The sequence below is a fragment of the Bradyrhizobium sacchari genome (genome assembly GCF_002068095.1).
Lineage (GTDB): Bacteria > Pseudomonadota > Alphaproteobacteria > Rhizobiales > Xanthobacteraceae > Bradyrhizobium > Bradyrhizobium sacchari.
On record NZ_LWIG01000002.1, the window covers coordinates 1 to 21,779 of the forward strand.

23 protein-coding genes are annotated in these 21,779 nt (G+C 64.5%); 21 read left to right on the forward strand and 2 right to left on the reverse strand.

Annotated features, from left to right (window positions below):
* The 20 genes from A5906_RS04455 to A5906_RS04550 form a co-directional block, all read left to right on the forward strand.
* A partial coding sequence (locus A5906_RS04455; protein ID WP_136614961.1) for a flagellin occupies positions 1-939 on the forward strand: 939 nt, incomplete at its 5' end.
* 304 nt (positions 940-1,243) lie between these two features.
* Positions 1,244-2,872, forward strand: coding sequence for a flagellar basal-body MS-ring/collar protein FliF (gene fliF, locus A5906_RS04460; RefSeq protein ID WP_080134077.1), 1,629 nt, complete (start codon positions 1,244-1,246; stop codon positions 2,870-2,872).
* Entirely contained in the window at positions 2,869-3,570 is a 702-nt protein-coding gene (locus tag A5906_RS04465) for a hypothetical protein (RefSeq protein ID WP_080134078.1), read from the forward strand. Before fliF ends, A5906_RS04465 begins: the two co-directional genes overlap by 4 nt.
* 8 nt (positions 3,571-3,578) lie before the next feature.
* A complete protein-coding gene (locus A5906_RS04470) occupies positions 3,579-4,880 on the forward strand; it encodes a MotB family protein (RefSeq protein WP_080134211.1) in 1,302 nt (433 codons plus the stop codon).
* Positions 4,877-6,070, forward strand: a complete 1,194-nt coding sequence (locus tag A5906_RS04475; RefSeq protein WP_080134079.1) for a chemotaxis protein — start codon at positions 4,877-4,879, stop codon at positions 6,068-6,070. The genes A5906_RS04470 and A5906_RS04475 overlap by 4 nt, the downstream gene beginning before the upstream one ends.
* Complete coding sequence (gene fliK, locus A5906_RS04480; RefSeq protein WP_080134080.1) at positions 6,067-7,395, forward strand: flagellar hook-length control protein FliK; 1,329 nt, start codon at positions 6,067-6,069, stop codon at positions 7,393-7,395. The genes A5906_RS04475 and fliK overlap by 4 nt, the downstream gene beginning before the upstream one ends.
* Positions 7,346-7,927 carry a transglycosylase SLT domain-containing protein gene (locus A5906_RS04485; RefSeq protein ID WP_080134081.1) on the forward strand — a complete coding sequence of 194 codons (582 nt, stop codon included), beginning with the start codon at positions 7,346-7,348 and terminating at the stop codon, positions 7,925-7,927. The genes fliK and A5906_RS04485 overlap by 50 nt, the downstream gene beginning before the upstream one ends.
* Before the next feature lie 90 nt (positions 7,928-8,017).
* Complete coding sequence (locus A5906_RS04490) at positions 8,018-9,250, forward strand: flagellar hook protein FlgE (RefSeq protein ID WP_080134082.1); 1,233 nt, start codon at positions 8,018-8,020, stop codon at positions 9,248-9,250.
* A 34-nt stretch (positions 9,251-9,284) separates the two neighbouring features.
* Complete coding sequence (gene flgK / locus A5906_RS04495) at positions 9,285-10,760, forward strand: flagellar hook-associated protein FlgK (protein WP_080134083.1); 1,476 nt, start codon at positions 9,285-9,287, stop codon at positions 10,758-10,760.
* Between the two features lie 3 nt (positions 10,761-10,763).
* Positions 10,764-11,810 (forward strand): flagellar hook-associated family protein, encoded by a 1,047-nt coding sequence (locus A5906_RS04500; protein ID WP_080134084.1) that lies wholly within the window; start codon positions 10,764-10,766, stop codon positions 11,808-11,810.
* A 68-nt stretch (positions 11,811-11,878) separates the two neighbouring features.
* Positions 11,879-12,223: a flagellar biosynthesis regulator FlaF gene (gene flaF / locus A5906_RS04505; protein ID WP_080134085.1), complete on the forward strand. Its 345-nt coding sequence runs from the start codon at positions 11,879-11,881 to the stop codon at positions 12,221-12,223.
* The gene (gene flbT / locus A5906_RS04510; protein ID WP_080134086.1) at positions 12,223-12,633 is read left to right on the forward strand and encodes a flagellar biosynthesis repressor FlbT; all 411 of its coding nucleotides are present in this window, start codon (positions 12,223-12,225) and stop codon (positions 12,631-12,633) included. Before flaF ends, flbT begins: the two co-directional genes overlap by 1 nt.
* A 14-nt stretch (positions 12,634-12,647) precedes the next feature.
* Entirely contained in the window at positions 12,648-13,061 is a 414-nt protein-coding gene (flgD, locus tag A5906_RS04515; RefSeq protein WP_080134087.1) for a flagellar hook assembly protein FlgD, read from the forward strand.
* A complete protein-coding gene (fliQ, locus tag A5906_RS04520) occupies positions 13,058-13,324 on the forward strand; it encodes a flagellar biosynthesis protein FliQ (RefSeq protein ID WP_080134088.1) in 267 nt (88 codons plus the stop codon). The genes flgD and fliQ overlap by 4 nt, the downstream gene beginning before the upstream one ends.
* A gap of 74 nt (positions 13,325-13,398) precedes the next feature.
* A complete protein-coding gene (flhA, locus tag A5906_RS04525) occupies positions 13,399-15,480 on the forward strand; it encodes a flagellar biosynthesis protein FlhA (protein WP_080134089.1) in 2,082 nt (693 codons plus the stop codon).
* Positions 15,477-16,229, forward strand: coding sequence for a flagellar biosynthesis protein FliR (gene fliR / locus A5906_RS04530; protein WP_080134090.1), 753 nt, complete (start codon positions 15,477-15,479; stop codon positions 16,227-16,229). The genes flhA and fliR overlap by 4 nt, the downstream gene beginning before the upstream one ends.
* Before the next feature lie 6 nt (positions 16,230-16,235).
* The gene (locus A5906_RS04535; RefSeq protein WP_080134091.1) at positions 16,236-16,655 is read left to right on the forward strand and encodes a hypothetical protein; all 420 of its coding nucleotides are present in this window, start codon (positions 16,236-16,238) and stop codon (positions 16,653-16,655) included.
* Positions 16,652-17,155, forward strand: a complete 504-nt coding sequence (locus A5906_RS04540) for a rod-binding protein (protein ID WP_080134092.1) — start codon at positions 16,652-16,654, stop codon at positions 17,153-17,155. The genes A5906_RS04535 and A5906_RS04540 overlap by 4 nt, the downstream gene beginning before the upstream one ends.
* A gap of 14 nt (positions 17,156-17,169) precedes the next feature.
* A complete protein-coding gene (locus tag A5906_RS04545) occupies positions 17,170-17,682 on the forward strand; it encodes a flagellar biosynthesis protein FlgN (RefSeq protein ID WP_080134093.1) in 513 nt (170 codons plus the stop codon).
* The gene (locus A5906_RS04550; protein ID WP_018641232.1) at positions 17,679-18,137 is read left to right on the forward strand and encodes a hypothetical protein; all 459 of its coding nucleotides are present in this window, start codon (positions 17,679-17,681) and stop codon (positions 18,135-18,137) included. The genes A5906_RS04545 and A5906_RS04550 overlap by 4 nt, the downstream gene beginning before the upstream one ends.
* Positions 18,138-18,337: 200 nt before the next feature.
* Here A5906_RS04550 and A5906_RS04555 read toward each other — a convergent pair whose 3' ends face one another.
* The gene (locus tag A5906_RS04555) at positions 18,338-19,108 is read right to left on the reverse strand and encodes a response regulator transcription factor (protein WP_080134094.1); all 771 of its coding nucleotides are present in this window, start codon (positions 19,106-19,108) and stop codon (positions 18,338-18,340) included.
* 824 nt (positions 19,109-19,932) lie between these two features.
* Between A5906_RS04555 and A5906_RS04560 the strand changes: the two genes are divergently transcribed.
* A complete protein-coding gene (locus tag A5906_RS04560; protein WP_080134095.1) occupies positions 19,933-20,895 on the forward strand; it encodes a hypothetical protein in 963 nt (320 codons plus the stop codon).
* A 13-nt stretch (positions 20,896-20,908) separates the two neighbouring features.
* On the opposite strand, the gene A5906_RS04565 is transcribed toward A5906_RS04560, so the two are convergent.
* Positions 20,909-21,487, reverse strand: a complete 579-nt coding sequence (locus A5906_RS04565) for a MarR family winged helix-turn-helix transcriptional regulator (protein ID WP_080134096.1) — start codon at positions 21,485-21,487, stop codon at positions 20,909-20,911.
* Positions 21,488-21,779: the final 292 nt, after the last annotated feature.

Consider the following 21,779-nt stretch of genomic DNA (forward strand, 5'->3'; position numbering starts at 1 on the left):
AGCCTTCTCACCAACTCGTCTGCAATGACCGCGCTGCAGACCCTCCGCAACGTCAGCTCGCAGCTCGCGACCACGCAGAACCGGATCTCGACCGGCCAGCGTGTTTCGACTGCCGCGGACAACTCGGCCTATTGGTCGATCGCGACCTCGATGCGCTCCGACAACGCCGCGCTCTCCGCGGTCTCCGACTCGCTCGGTCTGTCGGCCGCGATGGTGGACACCGAATACACCGCTCTGAACACGGTCATCGGCGACAAGGAATCCGGCCTGACCAAGCTCCAGGCGCTGCTGGTCGAGGCCAAGACCGCGGGTATCGATCGCACCAAGATCCAGTCGGAAGTCACCCAGATCCAGCAGGATATGAAGCTCAAGGCCAATTCGGCCACGATCAACGGCATCAACTGGCTGAGCATCGACACCTCGACCGGAACCACGGCGACGCCGACGAGCTTCAACCTCGTGTCGTCGTACTCGCGTGTCGGCGGTACGCCCACCATCGGCTCCATCACGGTGACGACGGCCACCTTCGCGCTCTACACCGTCAACGGCGCAACCAAGACCGGCATCCTGGATACGGTGACCGGCAACAGCACGACCGGCTTCGCGTCGGTCGACACGATCGCCATCGGCTCGCTGACCGACGCGGCGACTGACCAGGCCAAGCTCGACGGCTACATCAACCAGGTCACCGCGGCGATCAACACGGTTGCCTCGGCTGCCGCCAATCTCGGTGCCGTCAAGAACCGCATCGCGACCAACACGGAATTCGTCAAGAACCTGATGGACTCCGTGGATCGCGGCATCGGCCAGCTCGTCGACGCCGACATGAACGCGGAATCGACGCGCCTGCAGGCGCTTCAGACCCAGCAGCAGCTCGGCGTTCAGGCGCTCTCGATCGCCAACCAGAACAGCCAGAGCATCCTGTCGCTGTTCAAGTAGGCCTCGGCTTTGCAAACGACCGTGCTCCCAAGGGAGCACGGTCTCCGCCATGAACGGCGGATGTGACGGCGCATGACGTGCCGGCAATCGACCTCCCGACGCCAGACTTGAAGCAGTACGCCGCAGCCGAGCACGCCCCGATACAACCGGCTGTGCGCCTGCTGCCGATACGCGTGGCTGCGTGGCCGAATTCTTGTAAATTTACCACGCCTCTCCCGCGAACCGACACATTCGTGGCCTCGCGCAACCTTCAGACAAGGTTGGCAGCGGAGTGTCTTCCATGTTCGCATTGGTACGAGGTCATATGCTGTTCAGTCGTGCGCAGATACAGCAACTGCTCAACAATCTGCTGGAGCTTGGGCCACGACGGCTGATGGCCTTGGGGGTGATCGGCTTTGCCGTTCTCGTCACCGTCGTCGGCGGCGCCTACTATCTGAGCCGCCCTGAATTCGAGACGCTCTATACCGGCCTCACCCGCGAAGACGTGACGCGCATGGGCGCAGCGCTGCGCGAGCAGAACATCGCCTTCGACGTCAATACCGCCGGTGACGCCGTCTCGGTGCGTCCGAGCCAGACCATGCAGGCGCGCATGCTCCTTGCCGAAAAGGGCCTGCCGACCAGCGCCAATTCCGGTTACGAGCTGTTCGACAAGATCGGCTCGCTCGGCCTGACCTCGTTCATGCAGGAAGTGACGAAGCTGCGCGCACTCGAGGGCGAGATCGCGCGCACCGTCCAGTTGATGAAGGGCGTGAAGGCGGCGCGGGTGCATATCGTGCTGCCGGTGCGCGGATCCTTCCGCGCGACACAACAGCCGCCTTCGGCGTCCGTGGTGCTGCGCACCGACGGCGCGATCGAGGCGCGCACCGCCCAGTCGATCCGTCATCTCGTCGCGGCCGCGATCCCCGGCATGAGCCGCGACAAGGTGACGGTGCTGGACGCCGACGGTTCTATGCTGCTCGCCGAGGAGGACGAGGCGAGCGCCGCGCCCACCAAGATGGCGAGCCTGCAGAAGACGGTCGGCGGGATGGTGCAGGAGAACATCCGCAAGGCGCTGACGCCGTATCTGGGCCTCGACAATTTCGAGGTCAGCGTCGCCCCGCAGCTCTCCACCGACAAGCGGCAGATCAACGAGACCGTCTATGATCCGGAGAGCCGGGCCGAACGCTCGGTGCGCAACGTCCGCGAGAAGGAATCCTCGCAGAATGCCGACCGTTCGCAGCCGACCACGGTGCAGCAGAACCTCCCCGATCAGCAGGTGAACTCCGGCGGTGGCAAGAACTCCAGCGAAGACAAGACCCGCCGCGAGGACGTCACCAATTTCGAGGTCTCGTCCAAGACCACTACGACGGTGAGCGACGGCTATCTGGTCAAGAAGCTCTTCATCGCCGTGCTGGTCAACCGCGCGCGTCTGGTCGCCGATCTCGGCGACAAGAGTAACCAGGCCATCATCGACAGCAAGCTCGCCGAGATCAGCCAGCTCGCGGCGACGGCCGGCGGGCTGGACAAGGCTCGCGGCGACCAGATCCAGGTCACGGCCGTCGACTTCATCGAGGGCTCGCGCGAGCTGGCACCGGTGCCGCCGATCAGCTTCGTCGAGATGATCAACAAGCAGCTCGGCAGCGTCATCAACGCGGTGACGATCCTGGCGGTCGCTTCCATGTTGGTCTGGTTCGGGCTTCGGCCGGCGGTCAACGGCATTCTGACCCATCGTGCGGCGCAGGAGCAGACCGAGGCAGCCGAGGCTGCCGAGCTCGAAGCCGCCGCGGCCCTTGCATTAACCGAGAGCCAGGATCCCGAGCTCAACCTCGTCGAGGATCTCGAAGGCAAGATGCAGCGAACGCCGCAGAAGCGCCTCGAGCAGATCGTCCGGCTCGATCAGGGCCAAGCGGCAGCGATCCTTAAAGACTGGATGCGACGCGAGGAGGCGGCATGAACGCGGCAATCGGAAAACTCCTGACGCAGTTCGACGCGAATGGCCGGGTCAAGTCGCCGCCGCCTCCGCCGCCAAAGATCCAGGACGTGCTGACGCGGCCGAAGGAGGCCCGGCGCGAGCCGCAACCGCCGGCCCAGCCGCAGCGTCAGCCTCAATCGCAGCCGCAGGTTCAATCGCCTCCGGCGCCCGAGGCGGAAGCTCCGCCGGTCAATCTTCTCGATGACGCCTATCGTCGCGGCCATGCCGCCGGCATTGCCGAAGGCGACGCCAGGGTCGCCGAGGAGCGCGTCCGCAGCGCGATCCGGCTCGGCGAGGAGCGGGCCAAGTGGTCCGACCAGCAGGCGGCCGCCATCGTCGGCGGCTTCGAGGCGGCCTGCCGCGAGATCGAAACCAACATCGCGAGCTCCGTCGCGCGCATCCTGCTGCCTTTCCTCGCCGATGCCGTCCGCGACAAGGCGGTTGGATCGCTGGTCGAGCAGATCGCGGCCCTGACCGGCAATTCGCCGGTGCCGGTGTTCAAGGTCACCGGCCCGAGCGAGCTGCTCGACCTCGTGAGGACCCAGCTCGAGGCCAGCAGGCGCACGGGAGTCGAGTATGAGGTCGCTGACACTACCGAGGTCCGCGTCGTCGCCGACCAGACCGTGATCGAGACGCAGATCACGGCCTGGGGCGAACGCCTGAAGGAAGCGCGCCGGTAGTAGCCATGGTGGAAGAGGTCAAGCAAGAGCTCGTGATCGTCCGCCGCCGCAGCGCCTTCGCCGAGGAGGCGCATCACGGCGGGGTATGGAAGATTGCCTATGCGGATTTCATGACCGCGATGATGGCGTTCTTCCTGGTGATGTGGCTGCTCAACGCGCTCAACCAGGACCAGAAGCAGGTGGTCGCGAGCTACTTCAACCCGATCAAGCTCGCCGAGAATGCGCCGGCGCCGAAAGGTCTGAAGGATCTCACCAAGAAGGAGCCGACCACGTTCGACGGTCAGGAGGGTCGGCGTCAGCCGGGCGGGCCGAGCGAGGAGCGTCGCGGTGACTCGCCGACGGCCGAGAAGCCGCCGTTCTACGAGGAGAAGGTCCTGTTCCGCGATCCCTACGCGACGCTTGCCGAGATCGCCAACAATGCGAACGAGGCCTCGGGCCAGCGCCGCGCCGGCTCGCTGACGTCCGCGGAAGAGGATGGCCTCAAGGGCGGCGATGCCTATCGAGATCCCTTCGACCCCGGCTATTGGAAGCTGACGCCGCAGGCGTCGAAGGATGCGGATCGCATCATCGAGAGCGAGCCGAAGCCGAACCCACCCGCCCGCGACACCGCCTCCGGTCAGGGCGGGCCGCAGGCGCGCCGCGCCAGGACGGACGATGCCGGCGGAAGCATCGCTCCGAACGCGGATGCGCCGTCCGCGAGCCTGTCGCCCCTGTTGCCTCCGGGGCCTGCGCCGTCGCAGTCGTCGCGCGACGGCAGCGTCCAGGCGAACGCGCAGCCCGGCACGCAGGCGCGTCCCAACGACGCGAAGAAGGATTCCGAAGCGCGCGAGGCCGCGCAAACCCAGCAGCCGACCGTCAAGCAGCTGCAGTCCGCGATTGCGGATGCGCTGTCGGACATCAAGGCCGGCGCCGGGCCGGTGGCCGAGGTGCGCCAGGTCGAGGAAGGCCTGCTGGTCAGCCTGACCGACGATGCGAGCTTCGGCATGTTCGCGGTTGGTTCGGCCGAGCCGCGGCCTGAACTGATCCGGGTGATCGACAAGATCGGGCCGCTGGTGGCGAAACGGCAGGGCGTGATCATCGTCCGCGGCCACACCGACAATCGGCCGTACAAGTCGGAGAACTACGACAATTGGCGGCTGTCGACCGCCCGCGCGCAGATGGCTTATTACATGCTGGTCCGTTCCGGTGTCGATGCGCAGCGGATCGAGCACGTCGAAGGCTATGCCGACCGGCGGCCGAAACTTCCCAGCGATCCGGCGGCCGCGCAGAATCGCCGGATCGAGATCCTGATCCGGGAGAAGCGCACGTGATCAGGCCGCTTCTCTGCGCTGCCCTGTTGATGGTGTTGCCGCCGACGGCGGCGCCCGCGTTTGCCGAGCCGGCAGCGGCTCCGGCCTCGACGTCGAGTGAACCGTATGAGCTCGTGCGTGCCTTGCAGGCGGTGCAGGATGGCATCGCCAATGGGGACACCGCGGCGCATGGCAGTCACATCGCGCTGATCCGGCAGGTCGGCGAGAAGTTTCTCGCCGCCGATGCGAACGTGTGGAGCAATCCGCAGAACGGCCAGGCCGTCGTCATCTACCTGCTCAGCGGCGGCGCCCCGCAGCTGGTCCGCAAGCTGCCGCGAGAGAAGATGAACGTCGACGGACGGCTGTTCGACGGCGCGCTCGCCTATGTCGAGGGCCGCCAGGACGAAGCGCGCGAGCTGCTCAAGGACATCAAGCCGCGGACACTTCCGTCGGGCCTGGGCGGACAGGTCGCGCTGGTGCAGGGCGCGCTGTTCGCGCGCACCGAGGCATCGCTCGCGATCGAGCGTCTGGACGATGCGCGTCTGCTCCTGCCCGGTACACTGGTGGAAGAGGCGGCGCTGCGGCGCGAGATCCTGCTGGTCGGGCAGGCCGAGGATTTCGACAAGTTCGAGTTCCTGACGCTGGCCTATATCCGCCACTACCGCAACTCGGTCTATGCCGGCGATTTCTGGCAGCGCTTCTCCATGGGCCTGACGCAGTCGAGCCTGGCTCTCGACGAGCGCCGCTTCGCGCGGATCGCCGCGCTGCTCGAGCAGATCGAACGCGCGAGCCGTCTCAAGCTTCACCTCATGATCGCGCGCAACGCGATGCTGCGCGGACTGATGCAAGTGACCCGGCTCTCGGCCGAGCGTGCGCTGACGCTCAGCGCCGACGCCTCCGCGGAGCGCGAGCGTGCGCATTTCTTCCGCGGCGCCTCGCGCGCGCTCACCGACGAATATGACGGCGGACTTGCCGAGCTGAAGGCGCTCGACCGGTCGAAGCTGCCCGAGCGCGATGTCGCGCTGCTGAACGCAACGTTGCAGCTCGCGCTCGACGTGCGCAAGCCTTTTGCAGGCGGCCCCGCCGCCGCCGCCGACAAGCCCCCGGCTACGCCGGCGCGCCTCGATCTCGCCGCATCGAACGCGACGCTCGCGCGCGCGCAGAAGCAGCTCGGCGAACTCGAACTCCTCGCCAAGGATCGCCGCCCATGACCAAACTCAGCGGAACCTCCGGACAGCTCTTCTCGGGCCTCGCCGAGAGCCTCAATATGCGCGGCGCGTCGCGTTCGGCGAAAGCGACGGGGACGAAATCGCAGGCGGATTCGTTCAACGATCTGCTTCACACCGTTTCGAATCTGGCGAAGCGGGCACTCAACGACGAAGGCAGCGACACGAGTGTTAAAACTGGAACGCTCCGCGCGCGCCTCGCGCATCGGGCCGGGAAGGACGAAACGGGACAGGAACGCACCGAGGTCAGCGACGAGGCCGGCCCCAGTCACAAGTCCGGCCAGAAGACCGATCACGCCTCGGAGACGCAAGGTCCGGTCGACGATGCTGCGAAGGCGGACGCCTCGAGCGGGTCGAGCATGCCCACGATCGTCGGACAGGAACTCGCCGCCGTGCCGGCCGTGAAGTCACAAGTGCAATCGCAGGCGGATGGCGGGAGGGATGCATCCGCGCGCGACGAGCGCTCCTCGACGTCGAAGCGCGAGGTTCAGGCTGCGGGCATGGCGAAGATCGCAACCGCTGATTCCGCCCCCACCCCTGCCGCTCCGATCGGCGCGCGTTCGCCGGAAGCAGCAGCCGCGCAGCAGGACAACGAGGATGCGTCAAAGGCGTTGCCCGCAACGTCGGGCTTCGAGGCCGTCACGGCCAATGTCGAACGCGCTGTCAAGGCCAGCGCCCGGGATGCATTGCCCGAGGCCATCAAGGTCACCGTGGTCCAGCAGGAGACCCATCTGCCTCCCGCTCAGTTCAACGCTCCACAACAGGTCGCCAATGCGGTGGTCGCGGAACTGAAGGAATCCACGGCGCCGTCGGCGTCGTCCGCAGCCCCTGATCTCGCCGGGTCCCAGACCAATGCGCCGGATCAGCCGCTCAAGATCCTGACCGTCAATCTGGAGCCGCCGGCGCTCGGCAATGTCACGGTGCGCCTCCGCCTGGTCGGCTCCGAGGTCTCGATCCACCTTGCGGCCGAGCGCAAGGACACCAGCCAGATGCTGGACCAGCAGCGCGACTCGATCCGCGATCTGATGCAGTCCGCCGGTTACGTCGCCGACGTCGCGCCCGTCCAGCACGGCTCGCTCGACGGATTCCAGGGCGGCTCCGGCCAGTCGCAGTCCCAGCCACAGCCGCAGGTCTCCGGCCAGCAACAATCATCCTCACAGTCGCAAGGCACGTTCGACGGCGCCGGCACGTCGTCGGGACAATCTGACGGCGGCGCGAGACAGACCCGGCAGGAGCGCCAGTCCAACCAGGAGACGCGTCATGACCAGGACGTGGCGCCGCAGATTCGTCGCGGCCCTGTTTATCTGTAACGCCGGCGCTGCCCAGGCAGCCGCCGACAGCGCGCGCCCCTGCGAGCGCGAGATGGCGCGCGCGGCCCAGCAGCACGGCATTCCGCTCGGCATTCTCTATGCCGTCGGCCTCACCGAGACCGGACGGCGCGGCGCGCTCTATCCCTATGCGCTCGGCGCCGACGGCCAGACGGTGTTCGCCAAGGACATGAACGATGCGATCGCGAATTTCGAGGCGATGCGAGCCAAGGGCATCAAGCTGATCGACCTCGGCTGCATGCAGATCAACCACTATTATCACGGTGACAAGTTTGCCTCCGTGCAGGCGATGTTCGATCCCGCCCGGAACGTCGACTACGCCGCGCGCTTCCTGAAAGAGCTGAAGCAGCGCGAAGGCAGCTGGACCATGGCGGTCGCGCGCTACAATGCGGGCCCCAACAACCAGCCGGCGCAGAAGCGCTATGTCTGTCACATCGTCGCTCATCTCGTCTCGAGCGGCTTCGGTGCGTGGACCGACAAGGCGCGCTCGTTCTGCCAGCCGAAAACGACCTGACAACATGAAGTTGTGCACGGTTCCCGACCATCAGCCCCGCGCAAGCAAGAACCCTCATTGTAGCTGCAACCTACCAAAGGAGCCCATTTCATGAGCCTGTATGGTGTTATGCGCACCGGCGTTTCCGGCATGTCTGCGCAATCCAACAAGCTGTCGACGGTCTCGGACAACATCGCGAACGTCAACACGACCGGCTACAAGCGGGCTTCGACCGAATTCTCATCGCTGATCCTGAAGAGCGGTTCGGGCAATTACGATTCCGGCGCCGTCGAAACGACGGTCCGCTACGCCATCAGCGACGCAGGACATACGCAGTTCACCACGTCGACCACGGACCTCGCCGTCCAGGGCAACGGATTCTTCGTGGTGTCGAACGCCAACAACACGCAGCAATATCTGACGCGCGCCGGCTCGTTCGTGCCGGACGCCCAGGGCAATCTGGTCAACGCGGCCGGCTACTACCTCCTGGGCCAGCCCGGTAACGTGAGCAATTTCTCGCAGAACAGCCTGTCCGGCATGCAGATCGTCAACATCGCCCAGGTATCGCAGGTGCCCGTGCCGTCGACGGCGGGCACGCTCACGACCGGCAATCTGGATCCGAAGGCGGCCGTGATCGCCGGTCCGCCCGGCCCGGCGTCGTATTCATCGAAGAGCTCGATCGTGGCCTACAACAATATCGGCCAGGCTGTTACGATCGACGTCTACATGTCCCACACGGCGACGGCTGCGGGCTTGGACACCTGGCAGGTTCAGGCTTACAACTCCGCGACAGGTACGGCGCTCGCGGCCCCCACGACCTTCACTTTCGATACGACCGCAACCGGCAAGGGCACGCTGGCCGCGGCGAGCCCGACCGGTATGACCTTTACCGTTCCCGGCGGTGCGGCGATGACCCTGAACATGTCGAACCTGACGCAGGTCGGAACCGACTTCAGCTTCAAGGCCACCGTCAACGGCAGCGTTCCCTCTCCCATCGACAAGGTCGACGTCGACACCGCCGGCCACGTGACGGCCGTCCTCAAGAATGGGCAGCAGCTGACGCTCTACACCATCATGCTCGCCAACGTCGCGAGCCCGGACAACCTGACGCCGGAGCCGGGCAACGTCTACTCGACCAACATGAACTCCGGCAACGCGCAGGCCGGGAATGCCGGCACCGGCGGCCTCGGCACGGTTCAGTCCGGCGCCCTGGAAGACTCCAACGTCGACCTCGCGGACGAGCTCACCGGCATGATCGAGGCTCAGCGCGGCTTCACCGCCAACTCGAAATCGTTCCAGACCGGCTCCGACCTGCTCGACGTCGTCGTCAACCTGAAGCGCTGAATTCTTCAGCATCCGTTCCGGGCAGGAGCAAATCATGTCGCTTACCGCCGCTCTCGACTCCGCCCGCGCTTCGCTTATGGCGTCGGGCATCCAGTCCTCGACGATCTCGCGCAACATCGCCGGTGCCAGCGCGGCCGGCTATTCGCGCAAGATCGCCGTGCTGGACAATCTTCCCGGGGCCGGCGTCTATGTGGCGGCGATCCAGCGCGCCGCCAGCTCGGGTCTCTACAACAACGTTCTAACCGCGACTTCGTCGTCGGCCAAGCAAAGCGCGATCTATGACGGCCTGCAGAAGATCGCATCTACCACGGTGGACGATCCGCAGCTCGACCAGTCGCCGACCTCGCAGCTCAATGCGCTGAAGAAGGCGCTGCAGCAATATGCCAACGCCCCGGACAACACCACCCTGGCGCAGGCGGCTGTCACGTCTGCCAAGGACATGGCGACGGCGCTCAATCAGGCGACCAAGACCGTGCAATCGGTCCGCGAGGGGGCGGATGCCGACATGGCGACCTCGGTCGCCAACATCAACCAGCTCCTCTCCCAGTTCGACAAGGTCAACAATGCGATCGTGAGAGGCACGATTGCCGGTGACGACATCACCGACTATCTCGACCAGCGCGACAGCATCGTCTCAAAGCTGTCGGAGGAGGTCGGCGTCTCGATGTCGATCCGCACCAACGGCGATGCTGCGCTCTACACCGACAGCGGCGTCGTGCTGTTCGACAAGACGGCGCGTACGGTCAGCTTCACGGCGACCAACATCTATTCGCCCGGTACCACCGGCAACGCGGTCTATATCGACGGCGTGCCGGTAACCGGCGCCAATTCGGTGATGCCGCTGAAGTCGGGCAAGCTCGCAGGTCTCGCCCAGCTGCGCGACAAGGACTCCGTCACCTATCAGAGCCAGCTCGACGAAATCGCACGCGGCCTGATCAACACCTTCAGGGAGAGCGATCAGACCGCCGCGGCGCTGCCCGACGTTCCCGGTCTCTTCACCTATCCCGGCGCGCCGGCGATGCCGGCGAGCGCCACCGTCTCGGTCGGCCTTGCCGGCCTGATCAGTGTCGCGGCATCGGTCGATCCGGCCCTGGGCGGCAACCCCAATCTGCTGCGCGACGGCGCGATCAGCGGCAACCCTGCATACCGATACAACACCGCCGGCAACGGCGGCTACTCGGTCCGGCTGCAGCAGCTCATCGGCGGCATGGATGCGGCGCAGCCGTTCGATGCAACCACGCAAGGCAAGCCGAGCGGCAGCCTGATCGATTACGCCTCGTCGTCGACGAGCTGGATCGAGAACCAGCGCAAAACCGCGGACTCCAACGTCACCTACCAGAAGACGCTGCTCGACCGCAGCACCGCGGCGCTGTCCAACGTCAGCGGCGTCAACATGGACGACGAGATGTCCTTGATGCTTCAGGTCGAGCGCACCTATTCAGCCTCGTCGAAGATCATCTCGACCGTCGACCAAATGTTGCAGAGCCTGCTGTCCGCCGTGGGGAATTAAGCCATGATGAGCGCGAACTACATCTCGACCCTGATGCTGTCCTCGTCGTTGAGGACCTCGATCACGAACAACCAGGCTGCGCTCAGCAAGGCATCGAAGGAAGCCACCACCGGCCGTTTCTCCGATGTTGGCCTCGAGCTTGGTGCCACGACGGGAAGCGACCTCACCCTGCGGGCGGACTGGAGCTTCGCCGATCAGCTCGTCGATACCAACGAGCTCGTCTCGGGGCGCCTCGACGTGACGCAGAACCGGATCACCCAGCTCGGCAAGACCGCAACGGATTTCCTCAAGGACCTGATCGCGGCCCGCAGTACCGATAACGGCGGGCGGGTCGTGCTGCCGCCTGCGTCCGCCAACCTCCAGGATCTGATCGGCGCGCTGAACGTCTCCTACAACGGATCGTATCTCTTCTCGGGCATCAACACGCAGAACATGCCGATCACGGCCTATGCGACGGGCTCGGCCAGCAAGAACCGGGTCGACGCCGATTTCCTTGCGGCCTTCGGCTTCTCGCAGTCCTCGGCCAGCGTGAGCAGCATAACCCCGGCCCAGATGCAGACGTTTCTCAACACCAGCTTCGATGCCGAGTTCGCGAGCCCGACCTGGAACACCAACTGGTCATCGGCGACTGACCAGGTCATGCAAAGCCGTATCTCCACGACCGAGGTCGTCGATACGTCCGTCAGCGCCAACCAGACCGGCTTCCGCAAGCTCGCCGAGGCCTACACCATGATGGCCGATCTCGGCAACGCGAAGCTGAGCCAGGAGACGTTCCAGGTCGTCGTGGACAAGGCCATCGGCCTCGTCGGGAGTGCGATCTCGGATCTCGCTACGCTCGGCGGCAGCGTCGGTACGGTCCAGCAGCGCATCACCTCCGCAACCGACAAGCTCAAGACGCAGCAGGACATTCTGAACAATCAGATCGTCGGCATGGAGAAGGTCGATCCGACGGAAGCTTCGGTCCGGGTCAACACCCTGCAGACCCAGATCCAGACAGCGTTGGCGCTGACCTCGCAGCTCCAGAAGATCAGCCTCATCAATTATCTCTGAGCCAGAGCTCGTTTCCGGGGTTTACGAACTTTGTCCTGTTATTCCGTTTCCTGCACAGAGTGGTCCTGATGACGTTTGAAGCCTATGCAGCGGTCGTCGACGAGAGCGGCTATGAGGCGAGGGGGCGCGAGCGTCAGGCGCTCAGTCTCGGCATCGACCGCCTCGAGCGGCTCCAGAAGGGTCGCTTCAGTCTCGAGGAGCATATCCAGAGCCTGCTCTATGTGCGGCGCCTGTGGACGATCTTCATCGAGGATCTCTCGCATCCGGAAAACGGCCTTCCGGACAAGCTGCGCGCCGACATCATCTCGATCGGCTTGTGGGTGATCAAAGAGGCCGATCGTCTTCGGGAAGAAAAGTCGGCCGACGTGATGCAGCTTATCGAGATCAACCGCCTGATCCGGGATGCTCTCTGATGAAGATCTCCCTGCGGGCCGGCGAACGGATCTACATCAACGGCGCGGTGCTGCGCGTGGACCGCAAGGTCTCCGTCGAGCTCGTCAACGACGTCATGTTCCTGCTCGAAGGGCAGATCATGCAGGCGTCGGATGCGACCACGGCGATGCGGCAGCTCTATTTCATCGTCCAGCTCATGCTGATGAACCCGACCGACGTCAGCGATGCCTCGGCGCTCTACGGGCAGCATCACGCCGCTCTGGTCGCAGTGTGCGAAAGCCACGAGATGCTGGAGGGGCTTGCCGCGGTCGACGAGCTGGTCGGGGCGACGCGTTATTTCGAGGCGCTCAAGCGGATCCGGGCGCTGTTTCCGGTGGAGCAGGCCATCCTCGCCGGCGCCACGATCGTTTCCCCATTCCAGGCTGCCTGACAGCGGAGAGGCACATGAACGTCACCAGCGTGACCGACAGCACCAGCAAGTCGACCGGAAACACGACGAACACGTCGAGCAACACCGTCGATTACAATACCTTTCTTCAGCTTCTCGTCGCCGAGATGAAGAACCAGGATCCGACCAATCCGATGGATACCTCGCAATATATGAGCCAGTTCGCCCAGCTCTCGACGGTCGAGCAGGCCATGCAGACCAATGCGAAGCTGGACGCGCTGCTGTCTTCGCAGTCGTTGTCGCAGGCCGACTCGTTGATCGGAAAGACGGTCAGCTTCACCGACGCGACCGGCGCGAGCTTCTCCGGCAAGGTCAAGTCGGTCTCCATCAACAACGACGGCGCCGTCGCGACCCTCGAGAGCGGCACGAAGGTCGCCGTCGGGCCCGGCCTCACCATCAGCCAGTCATGAACGAGCGGGACGCCCTCGACATCGTCCAAGCGGCGATCTGGACCATCATCGTCGCCTCCGGGCCTGCTGTCGGCTCGGCGATGCTGGTCGGAACCATCATTGCACTGATGCAGGCCTTGACCCAGATCCAGGAGGTGACGCTGACCTTTGTTCCGAAGATCATCGTCATTCTTGTGGTTGTCGCCGTCTCCGGCTCGTTCATCGGCGCCCATCTCTCGACTTTCACCGAGATGGTCTATTCGCACATCGAGCGGGGCTTCTAAGCCGCGAGGCGGCCACCACCCTCGCGTAAGCTTTGCGCGGCAGACTAGTGGGGCGGACCCCCTGCCGGTGACCCATGGCCGATACGTTAGCTGCTAGCCTGCCCAGCCCCCGCCGATTCGGGGCGGACGCCTTCTTTGCGGCCGGCATCGTGACCATGCTCACGATCCTGTTCCTGCCGATCCCGCCGATCCTGATCGACCTCGGCCTCGCCTTCTCGATCGCGCTGTCGGCGCTGATTCTGATGGTCGCGCTGTGGATCCAGCGGCCGCTGGATTTCTCGGCCTTCCCGACCGTGCTGCTGATTGCGACGATCCTGCGCCTGGCGCTCAACATCGCGACCACGCGCCTGATCCTGTCGCGCGGCGGGGAGGGCGAGCAGGCCGCCGGCTATGTCGTCGCCGGCTTCTCCAAATTCGTCATGGGCGGTGACTTCGTCATCGGCCTGATCATCTTCGCGATCCTGGTCACGGTGAACTTCGTCGTGATCACCAAGGGTGCGACCCGTATCGCCGAGGTCGGCGCCCGTTTCACCCTGGACGCCATTCCCGGCAAGCAGATGGCGATCGACGCGGACCTGTCCGCGGGCCTGATCGACGACAAGGAAGCCCAGCGCCGCCGCCGCGAGCTCGAAGAGGAAAGCGCGTTCTTCGGCGCCATGGACGGTGCTTCGAAATTCGTCCGCGGCGACGCCATCGCCGGTCTGATCATCACCGCGATCAACATCTTCGGCGGCATCGTGATCGGTGTCACCCATCACGGCCTCACGCTGTCGCGCGCCGCCGACGTCTACACCAAGCTCTCCGTCGGCGACGGTCTGGTGTCGCAGATGCCGGCGCTGATCGTGTCGCTGTCCGCGGGCCTGCTGGTCTCCAAGGGCGGCACCAGGGGCTCGGCGGAGCAGGCCGTGCTGCGGCAGCTCGGCGGTTATCCCCGCGCGGTGTCGGCCGCCGCGCTGATGATGTTCGTGCTCGCGCTAATGCCGGGGCTGCCGATGGCGCCTTTCGTGCTGCTCGGCGGCGTCATGGCCTTCGTCGGCTACACCTTGCCCAAGCGGCAGGCGGCTGAGAAGCAGAAGGAAGAGGCGCGCAAGGCCAACGAGCGTGCCCAGGTCGAGGCGAAGGAATCCGTCAAGGAATCGCTCAAGACGGCGGAGATCGAGCTGGCGCTCGGCGGCCATCTTTCGGTCCACCTCCTGGGCTCGCGCACCGAGCTTGCGCACCGCGTGGCAAAGATCCGCAAGAAGTTCGCCAAGCAATACGGCTTCGTGATTCCCGAGATCAAGCTCAGCGACAATCTTTCGATCGATCCCAAGGGCTACCAGATCCGCATCCACGACACCCGCATCGCCCATGGCGAGCTCAGGCTCGGCGAGGTGCTGGTGCTCGTCGACAAGGACGGCAAGCCGGACGTGCCCGGCGAGGAGGTGATCGAGCCCGCCTTCGGCATGAAGGCGCTGTGGGTAACGGAAGCCTTCGCCGACGAAGTCAGGCGGCAGGGCTGCAAGCCGGTCGACAACCTGTCGGTGCTGCTCACGCATCTGAGCGAAGTGCTCCGGGCCAACCTCGCCCAGCTCCTGTCCTACAAGGACATGCGCGCGCTGCTCGACCGGCTCGATCCCGAATACAAGCGCTTGGTCGAGGACCTCTGCCCGTCCCAGATCTCCTATTCGGGCCTGCTGGCGATCCTGAAGATCCTGCTGGCCGAACGCGTTTCAATCCGCAACCTGCATCTGATCCTCGAGGCGATCGCCGAGATCGCGCCTCACGTGCGGCGCTCCGAGCAGGTCGCAGAGCACGTGCGCACCCGCCTCGCCCAGCAGATCTGCGGCGACCTCTCCGACAACGGCGTGCTCAATGTGGTTCGCCTCGGCAATCGCTGGGATCTCGCCTTCCACCAGAGCCTGAAGCGGGACTCCAAGGGTGACGTCGTCGAGTTCGATGCCGATCCGCGTCTCATCGAGCAGTTCGCGACGGAAGCCAGCGCCGCGATCCGCAAGTTCACCGAGAACGGCACCAGCGTGGTGCTGGCGGTGACCCCCGAAGCGCGCCCCTATGTCCGGATGATCCTGGAGCGGGTGTTCCCGACGCTGCCGATCCTGTCGCACGTCGAAGTGGCGCGCAGCGCCGAGATCCGTGCGCTCGGAGCCATATCGTGATCAGCAGCCTCGCCGACAGCGTGCTGGTGACGTTCATCGTGTTCTGCCGCATTGGCGCCTGCCTGATGTTCGTGCCCGGCTATTCCAGCGTCAACCTCCCGGCCCAGGTCCGCCTGTTCATCGCGCTGGTTACCACGTTCGCGCTGACACCGATCCTGATCGCGGTGCTGAAGCCCCTGACGGACAACGCAGCGCCGCTGTCGCTCGCGCTCCTGATCGGCTCGGAGATCCTGGTCGGCAGCGTCATCGGCCTCGGCGGGCGCGTGTTCTTTCTCGCGCTCCAGACCATGGCAACCGTGATGGCGAGCGCGATCGGGCTGAGCAACATCCCGGGAACGCCCGTCGCCGACACCGATCCGGCGCCGGCCCTCGTGCCCCTGATCATGGCATCGGTCACCACGCTGTTCTTCATGACCGACCAGCACTGGCAGGTGCTGCGTGGGCTGATGAACTCCTACGACGTCTGGCATCCCGGCGGCAGGATCGGCGGCAGCATGGCGCTCGACCAGCTCGTCGGCCGTCTCTCCGAAGCGTTCGTGCTGACGCTGCGGATCGCAAGCCCGTTCATCGTCTATTCCGTCATCGTCAACTTGGCCGTCGGGCTCATCAACAAGCTGACACCGGCGATTCCGGTCTACTTCATCTCGGTGCCGTTCGTGCTGTTCGGCGGCTTCCTGTTGCTCTATCTCACCAGCGACGAGCTTCTGACGCAGTTCATTCTCGGCGTCTCGTCGTGGCTGGCGGAGTGATAGATCATGAAGTCGCGCGCGGACAAGCTTGGTCGGATGGTTTCGCTGGTGAAGCTCCAGCTCCGGCTGTCCGAATGGCAGCTCGCGCATCTGCGGCAGCAGGAGCGCAGCTTGCAGGACGAGCAGGAATGGCTGGTCGGGGCGCTGAACGAGGGCAGGCCGCCGGCGGGCTCGTCGAGCGAGTCGATCGCAAGGCGGCTCAACAGGACGAGCGCGAGCGCGCGCGTCGTGACGGAGCAGGCCTCGGAGCAGCTCGACAAGGTTCGCCTCGAGACCCGCCGGGTGAAGCAGCTCGAGGAAATTGCCAAGGCGGCGCTCGCGGAGAAGCTTCGCGACGCCGAAAAGCGCTCGCTCGAAGAGATGAAGGGAACAAGCCTTACCGTGCGCGCTTGGACGCCACGGCCAGCCAGCCGGAACAAGACATGATCGTGACAGCGACGCCCGACCTCGTCCTCGACGTCCTCGAGGCGGCCGATCCCGTGACGCAGCGCGCGGCGACCGCGAAGCTCGATGCGCTGAAATCGTCCGACGCCGATTTCGCCGCCACGATGGACGCCGAGGTGGGCAAGGCCGCGGCGGCTGCCGATCAATCCGCGGCGAAGGTCGCCGAGGCACAGTCGGGCACGGTGAACGGGGCGCCGGTGCAGGTGATCAAGGCGCCGGGATCCGGCGAGGTCTACCGCAAGTTCGAGGCATTCATCCTCCAGACCTTCGTCGAGACCATGTTGCCGAAGGAGTCGGAGGCGGTCTTTGGCAAGGGCACGGCCGGCGGCGTCTGGAAGTCGATGCTGGCGGAGCAACTGGGCGCTCAACTGGCAAAGGGCAAGGGCATCGGCATTGCGAAGCAGCTCGCCAGTGCACACCCGGCGGGGCCGGACGTGACGGGAAGGCCGGATGATGATCCGGGAATGGGTGACAGAAGTTGAGGGGTGATTTTCTTATGCAGGCACATGAAGGCGCGGCAGCCCTGGTGGTGGAGCAGCCGGTCGTGGACACCGAGACGATGACGATTGCAGCGGCATCAGCCGATGCGCTGTTGCCGGTGCTGCTGCCGAATGTCGGCGGCGAGGCGGTGATCGACGGCGCCGATGCGGTCAGGTCGGACGAGGTGCGCGGCCTGCTGGCGGCGATCCGTCGGCTCGAAAGCATTGTCGAGGAGGAAACCGCTGCGCTCGCGACGCGCAAAAAGATCGATTTCGACGACTTCAGCGCCCGCAAGAGCCGGAGCATGCTCGAATTCGTCCGCCTGATGCGGGCGCGGATGCATCTCGGCGCCGAGGTCGAGGTCACCGAGGAGATCCAGCGTCTGCGCGAGAAGCTCGAGCGCAACCGGTCGCTCCTCGAGATGCATTACGACGCGGTGCGTGAAGTCGCCTCCATTATCGTCAAGGCGATCAAGGATGCGGAGTCGGACGGCACCTACACCGGTCGTGCAGCGCAGGACGGAAAATGATCAGACTCGTGCTGGCGGGGCTCTGGGTCTGCATCCTGACGGCGGGCACGAGCTACGCCGTGGCTTATTGGAAGGAAAACGGCAGCCTGCTGCCCGCCAAGGACGCATATCTCGACGGCCTCCAATATCAGAAGACGCGGGCGCTGAGCGTGCCCATGGTCGAGAACGGCAATGTGCAGGGCTATATCGTCGCGCGCTTCGTCTACACCGTGGAGGCGCGCACCATGCACCAACTCAATGTTCCGCCGGAGCCGTTCGTGGTGGACGAGGCGTTCCGCAGGATCTATGCGGACGATCGCCTCGACTTCAGGAAGCTCGCCCGCTATGACCTCTCGATCCTGACCACGGCCATCAAGCAGCGCGTCAACGAGCGGATGCAGGCCGACGTCGTCCAGGATGTCCTGGTCGAGGACTTCAACTACGTCTCCAAGGAAGAATTCCAGTCGAAGCCGTAGGCTTTCGCCGGACAGGCGTGACGCGGCTTTCCGCGAAGCACCTTCCGCTGAGATCCTGAGACGCCAGTCTCGTCTCGCCCTGCCGCGGGCTGTGCCCGCCCTGCGAGGCCTTTGTTCTGGCCTTCCAGCTCCTGAAAGTGCAACGGCCTCCGCGAAGATACTTCGCGGAGGCCGTTGTCGGTTTCGTGGCGCCGACGGCGTCAGTTTCCGGCCGGATACGCGGTCGGTGCGACGTGCGCCCTGTTGAGGAGGATGCCGACCTCGTCGAGGTCCTGCATCGGCTCGTCGAGGGTCTCGCCGGCCGGGATGTTCAGGCGGTATCCGACGTAGCGCCGGGCCACGATCGCATCGAAGCCGAGGCGGTCGCGGAGCTTCTTGCGCAGCTTGCTGACGTGGCTCTCGATCACGCTCTCGTCGAAGGTGGACTCGAAGATGCCGTAGACCGCGTTGAAGATCTGCGTCTTGGTGATCCACTTGCCGTGGTTGCTGACCATGTATTCGAGAATGCGCAGTTCGCGGCGGGGCAGGGTGAGAGCGTGGCCGGCGATCTCGGGGTCACGCCCGTTGAAGAAGACCTGGATCCTGGTCTCGCAGGGCCTCGGCAGCTCGCCGACCCGGCGGCGCGCGATCGCCGCCGTTCGGGCCAGGATCTCGCGCAGATGAATCGGCACGTGCACGACATCGTCGACACCCGATTCGAACAGCTCAAGCGTGTTCTTGAGCATCTTCTGGCCGCTCATGGCAATGATCGGAGCCGAGGAGCGCTTGCGCATCGCCCTTGGCAGCGCTCCGCGGCCGTCGCAATCCCCAAGGAGGAAGGCGTCGACCGCCGCGAGGTCCGATTCACTCGCGGATTGCAGCCAGTCCCAGAATTCTCCCGAGGAGAAGCCGATCGACGATACGCCTTCGCGAACGAGCCCTCCAACGTAGCTGTTCGTGACGCTCTCGCGATCATCAACGATAATATACATCAGTCTTTCGCCCCTGTTTCGCACTTGTCGCGACCGGCTGGTTGTTTGTGATGCACCGGCTCGGCGATCATGCTGTTTGACGATATTTCCATCCCGCGAACCGTTGTTATGGTTTCGATATTCGCGGGCAGCCCTACGCATTCAGTGCCTGCGTTTTCCGCGGGCCTGTTACTTCGACTCGATACTGAACGCTTACTGCGTGAGGCCCGGCGGGTGTCTTACGGCTCACCTCGCGGGGCGGATTGAGACAGCGACCTAGAACAGTTGCGCCAAGTTGCCTATCGCGTCCGAACGCTACTGAACTTTGCCGGTCTCCTCGCCAACTGGCGAGAATCACTTGAGTAGGACCGTAACAATTGCCGATTCCCGATCAAGCGCGCGGAACAAAGTGATTGCTATGCGTGTTTGATGCTGTTGGTTTGTTTCGAGCTGATTCTTGATACATCAACCAGCACCAGTTGATTTGGATGCCGAACTAATTTTGCGTCGCACAGGGTCTATAGTTCCGCATCCCTGTATAATCACAGCTGTTTTGGGTGGTGCTGCGGGCCACGCATATGGAGGGGTTTTCAACCCGGGATTGACTCTATCCACCGTCTTTCCACATGCGACAATTCGACTCACGTGTGGCGCGGAGACTCCAGCTTGGCGAAATCTTGGCGAGTGTGTGTCTTTCGAGTCGCACTCTCGCCGCGTGCGTGCCGCTTTCGACTCATCGGGTGTCGCCTCGGGCGCGATGAAACGTTTTCGATGCGCACGTTTCAGGCAAGCTTGGGCAAATAAATTCGCCGTTCGATAGACCGAAGCGAACGGAGCATTTTCACATGTTGTCCGATGGACAAGCTCGTCCCAGCGCAACCGCCGATGCTCCCACGGCAGCGAAGCCGGCTTCGGAGCCTCGCGACGTAAAGAACGATGTAAAGAACAATGCGACGCAAGCGACCAAGCCTGCAGCAAGTGCAAAGCGCATGTCGGCTGCGGCGAACGACGAAACGCTGGCGAAAGAGGCGCTCGAGGGACTGAAGCGCATTCGCGCCAAGGCGCGCCTCGACAAGATGGCGATACCCAAGCCGACGCCAACCGTGATCAAGCCGGCCGTGATCGTCGCCAAGCCGCCGCCGCCCCGTCCGGCTTGGGTGGTGCCGCTCGCGACATTGGCGGTCGCCGCCGTCCTGGTGGTCTGCGCCTGCACCGGCGTGATCGCCTATCTCACCACGCAGCCCGCTCAGAACAATGTCGCGGCCAATACCGAGATCAGGAACCTGCGCGAGACGGTCGCCCAGCTGCGCAAGCAGGTGTCGGGCGTGTCCGAAAATCTCGACGGCCTGCGCACCGCGGTCGACCAATCGAGCAAGGCCACCAATGACCGGTTCGGCAGGTTCGCCGAGAACCTCGACCGCATTGAACGGGTGAGTTCGTCCTCCACCGTGAAGCTCGACAAGCTCGCCCAGGCGCAAGCCCAGACTCCGGCGCCGGCCACCGTTGCTTCGCAGCCGCCCTCGCAGACGATGCCGATGATGGCCTCGGTCGCCGCGCCGGAATACACGGGGTCGGTGCCTGCGTCGGAACGCACGGCGGCGCCGCGTAAAGTGGTCAAGGGCTGGTCGGTGCGGCAGGCCTATGAGGGGATCGCGATCCTGCAAAGCCCGAATGGCGTCATCGAGGCCGTATTGGGACAGCAGGTGCCCGGCCTCGGCCGCATCGAGGAGATCCGGAACGAGAACGGGCGCCTCGTGGTGGAGACCAGCGGCGGCGTCGTCTATTCGTCGCGCAAGACAACGCCCTGATCGATGGCGCCTTCTACTGGCGGTGGTGCTCGAAGCTGGTGCAGAGCAGCTCGACCTCGGGCTCCGCGATCGGTGCGCGGAACAGGCGGCAGGAGAACTCGACCGTCGTCTTGCCGTCCGCGCTGGTGCGATCCTCCCGGAGGAAGATGCAGCGCTTGCAGACGTCGGTATGGTGCCGCTGCTCGGCCGCATCGGACTGATCCAGCACATGGCGCAGCGCGTCGCGGAAGCGGATCTTGGCCTCATCGTCGAGCACGTCGATCGCCTCGACGAGCACGTTGACGGGGTCGCGCGCCAGGAACTTCTTGCCCTGCTGGGTGACGCTCAGCATCACCGACCGCTTGTCCTTGGCCGAGCGCTTCCGCTCGAGATAGCCGAGCCGTTCGAGCTCGCCGATGATGAACGAAGCGGTGCCGCGGGTGGTGCCGACGTAACTCGCCAGCGCCGAGGGCGTGCGGGAAAACCGGTTGGCGCGGAAGAGGAAACGCAGCGCCATCCACTCGCGGTCGCGCAAGCCGTGCTTGGTGCCTTCGAACCACAGGATGCGTGCGACCTGCTCCACCAGTTCAATCGATTCGCGAGCCAAATTCATTTCAATTCCGGATCGGATAAAGCTTTATTCAATTGAGCCTTGGGTAGCGCAATCTGGTGGACGACAATGCTGCAGCTCTCGGGCGATCCCTCGTCGCCGGGTTGGACCGTGGAGCGCGCCTTGGGAGGACGCTTCTCCGTTGCCCGAGATGGAACTTCCGGCCGTGGAACTAGAGCGTCACAAAGAAAGTTCGAGTAAACTGCACGGCTCAACTCTTCCGAAAATTTCAGTCAAATGACTGCGCTTCACGCGCCGAATCCGATGGCGCGCAGCATTCCGGCAACATGATGTG

Coding starts and splice junctions, on each gene's coding strand:
- fliQ (WP_080134088.1), top strand. CDS start 13,058: ATGAACGAGCGGGACGCCCTCGACATCGTCCAAGCGGCGATCTGGACC.
- A5906_RS04560 (WP_080134095.1), top strand. CDS start 19,933: ATGTTGTCCGATGGACAAGCTCGTCCCAGCGCAACCGCCGATGCTCCC.
- A5906_RS04535 (WP_080134091.1), top strand. CDS start 16,236: ATGAAGTCGCGCGCGGACAAGCTTGGTCGGATGGTTTCGCTGGTGAAG.
- A5906_RS04490 (WP_080134082.1), top strand. CDS start 8,018: ATGAGCCTGTATGGTGTTATGCGCACCGGCGTTTCCGGCATGTCTGCG.
- A5906_RS04540 (WP_080134092.1), top strand. CDS start 16,652: ATGATCGTGACAGCGACGCCCGACCTCGTCCTCGACGTCCTCGAGGCG.
- A5906_RS04500 (WP_080134084.1), top strand. CDS start 10,764: ATGATGAGCGCGAACTACATCTCGACCCTGATGCTGTCCTCGTCGTTG.
- fliK (WP_080134080.1), top strand. CDS start 6,067: ATGACCAAACTCAGCGGAACCTCCGGACAGCTCTTCTCGGGCCTCGCC.
- A5906_RS04485 (WP_080134081.1), top strand. CDS start 7,346: ATGACCAGGACGTGGCGCCGCAGATTCGTCGCGGCCCTGTTTATCTGT.
- A5906_RS04550 (WP_018641232.1), top strand. CDS start 17,679: ATGATCAGACTCGTGCTGGCGGGGCTCTGGGTCTGCATCCTGACGGCG.
- flgD (WP_080134087.1), top strand. CDS start 12,648: ATGAACGTCACCAGCGTGACCGACAGCACCAGCAAGTCGACCGGAAAC.
- A5906_RS04465 (WP_080134078.1), top strand. CDS start 2,869: ATGAACGCGGCAATCGGAAAACTCCTGACGCAGTTCGACGCGAATGGC.
- flhA (WP_080134089.1), top strand. CDS start 13,399: ATGGCCGATACGTTAGCTGCTAGCCTGCCCAGCCCCCGCCGATTCGGG.
- A5906_RS04565 (WP_080134096.1), bottom strand. CDS start 21,487: ATGAATTTGGCTCGCGAATCGATTGAACTGGTGGAGCAGGTCGCACGC.
- flaF (WP_080134085.1), top strand. CDS start 11,879: ATGACGTTTGAAGCCTATGCAGCGGTCGTCGACGAGAGCGGCTATGAG.
- A5906_RS04545 (WP_080134093.1), top strand. CDS start 17,170: ATGCAGGCACATGAAGGCGCGGCAGCCCTGGTGGTGGAGCAGCCGGTC.
- flbT (WP_080134086.1), top strand. CDS start 12,223: ATGAAGATCTCCCTGCGGGCCGGCGAACGGATCTACATCAACGGCGCG.
- fliF (WP_080134077.1), top strand. CDS start 1,244: ATGCTGTTCAGTCGTGCGCAGATACAGCAACTGCTCAACAATCTGCTG.
- A5906_RS04555 (WP_080134094.1), bottom strand. CDS start 19,108: ATGTATATTATCGTTGATGATCGCGAGAGCGTCACGAACAGCTACGTT.
- flgK (WP_080134083.1), top strand. CDS start 9,285: ATGTCGCTTACCGCCGCTCTCGACTCCGCCCGCGCTTCGCTTATGGCG.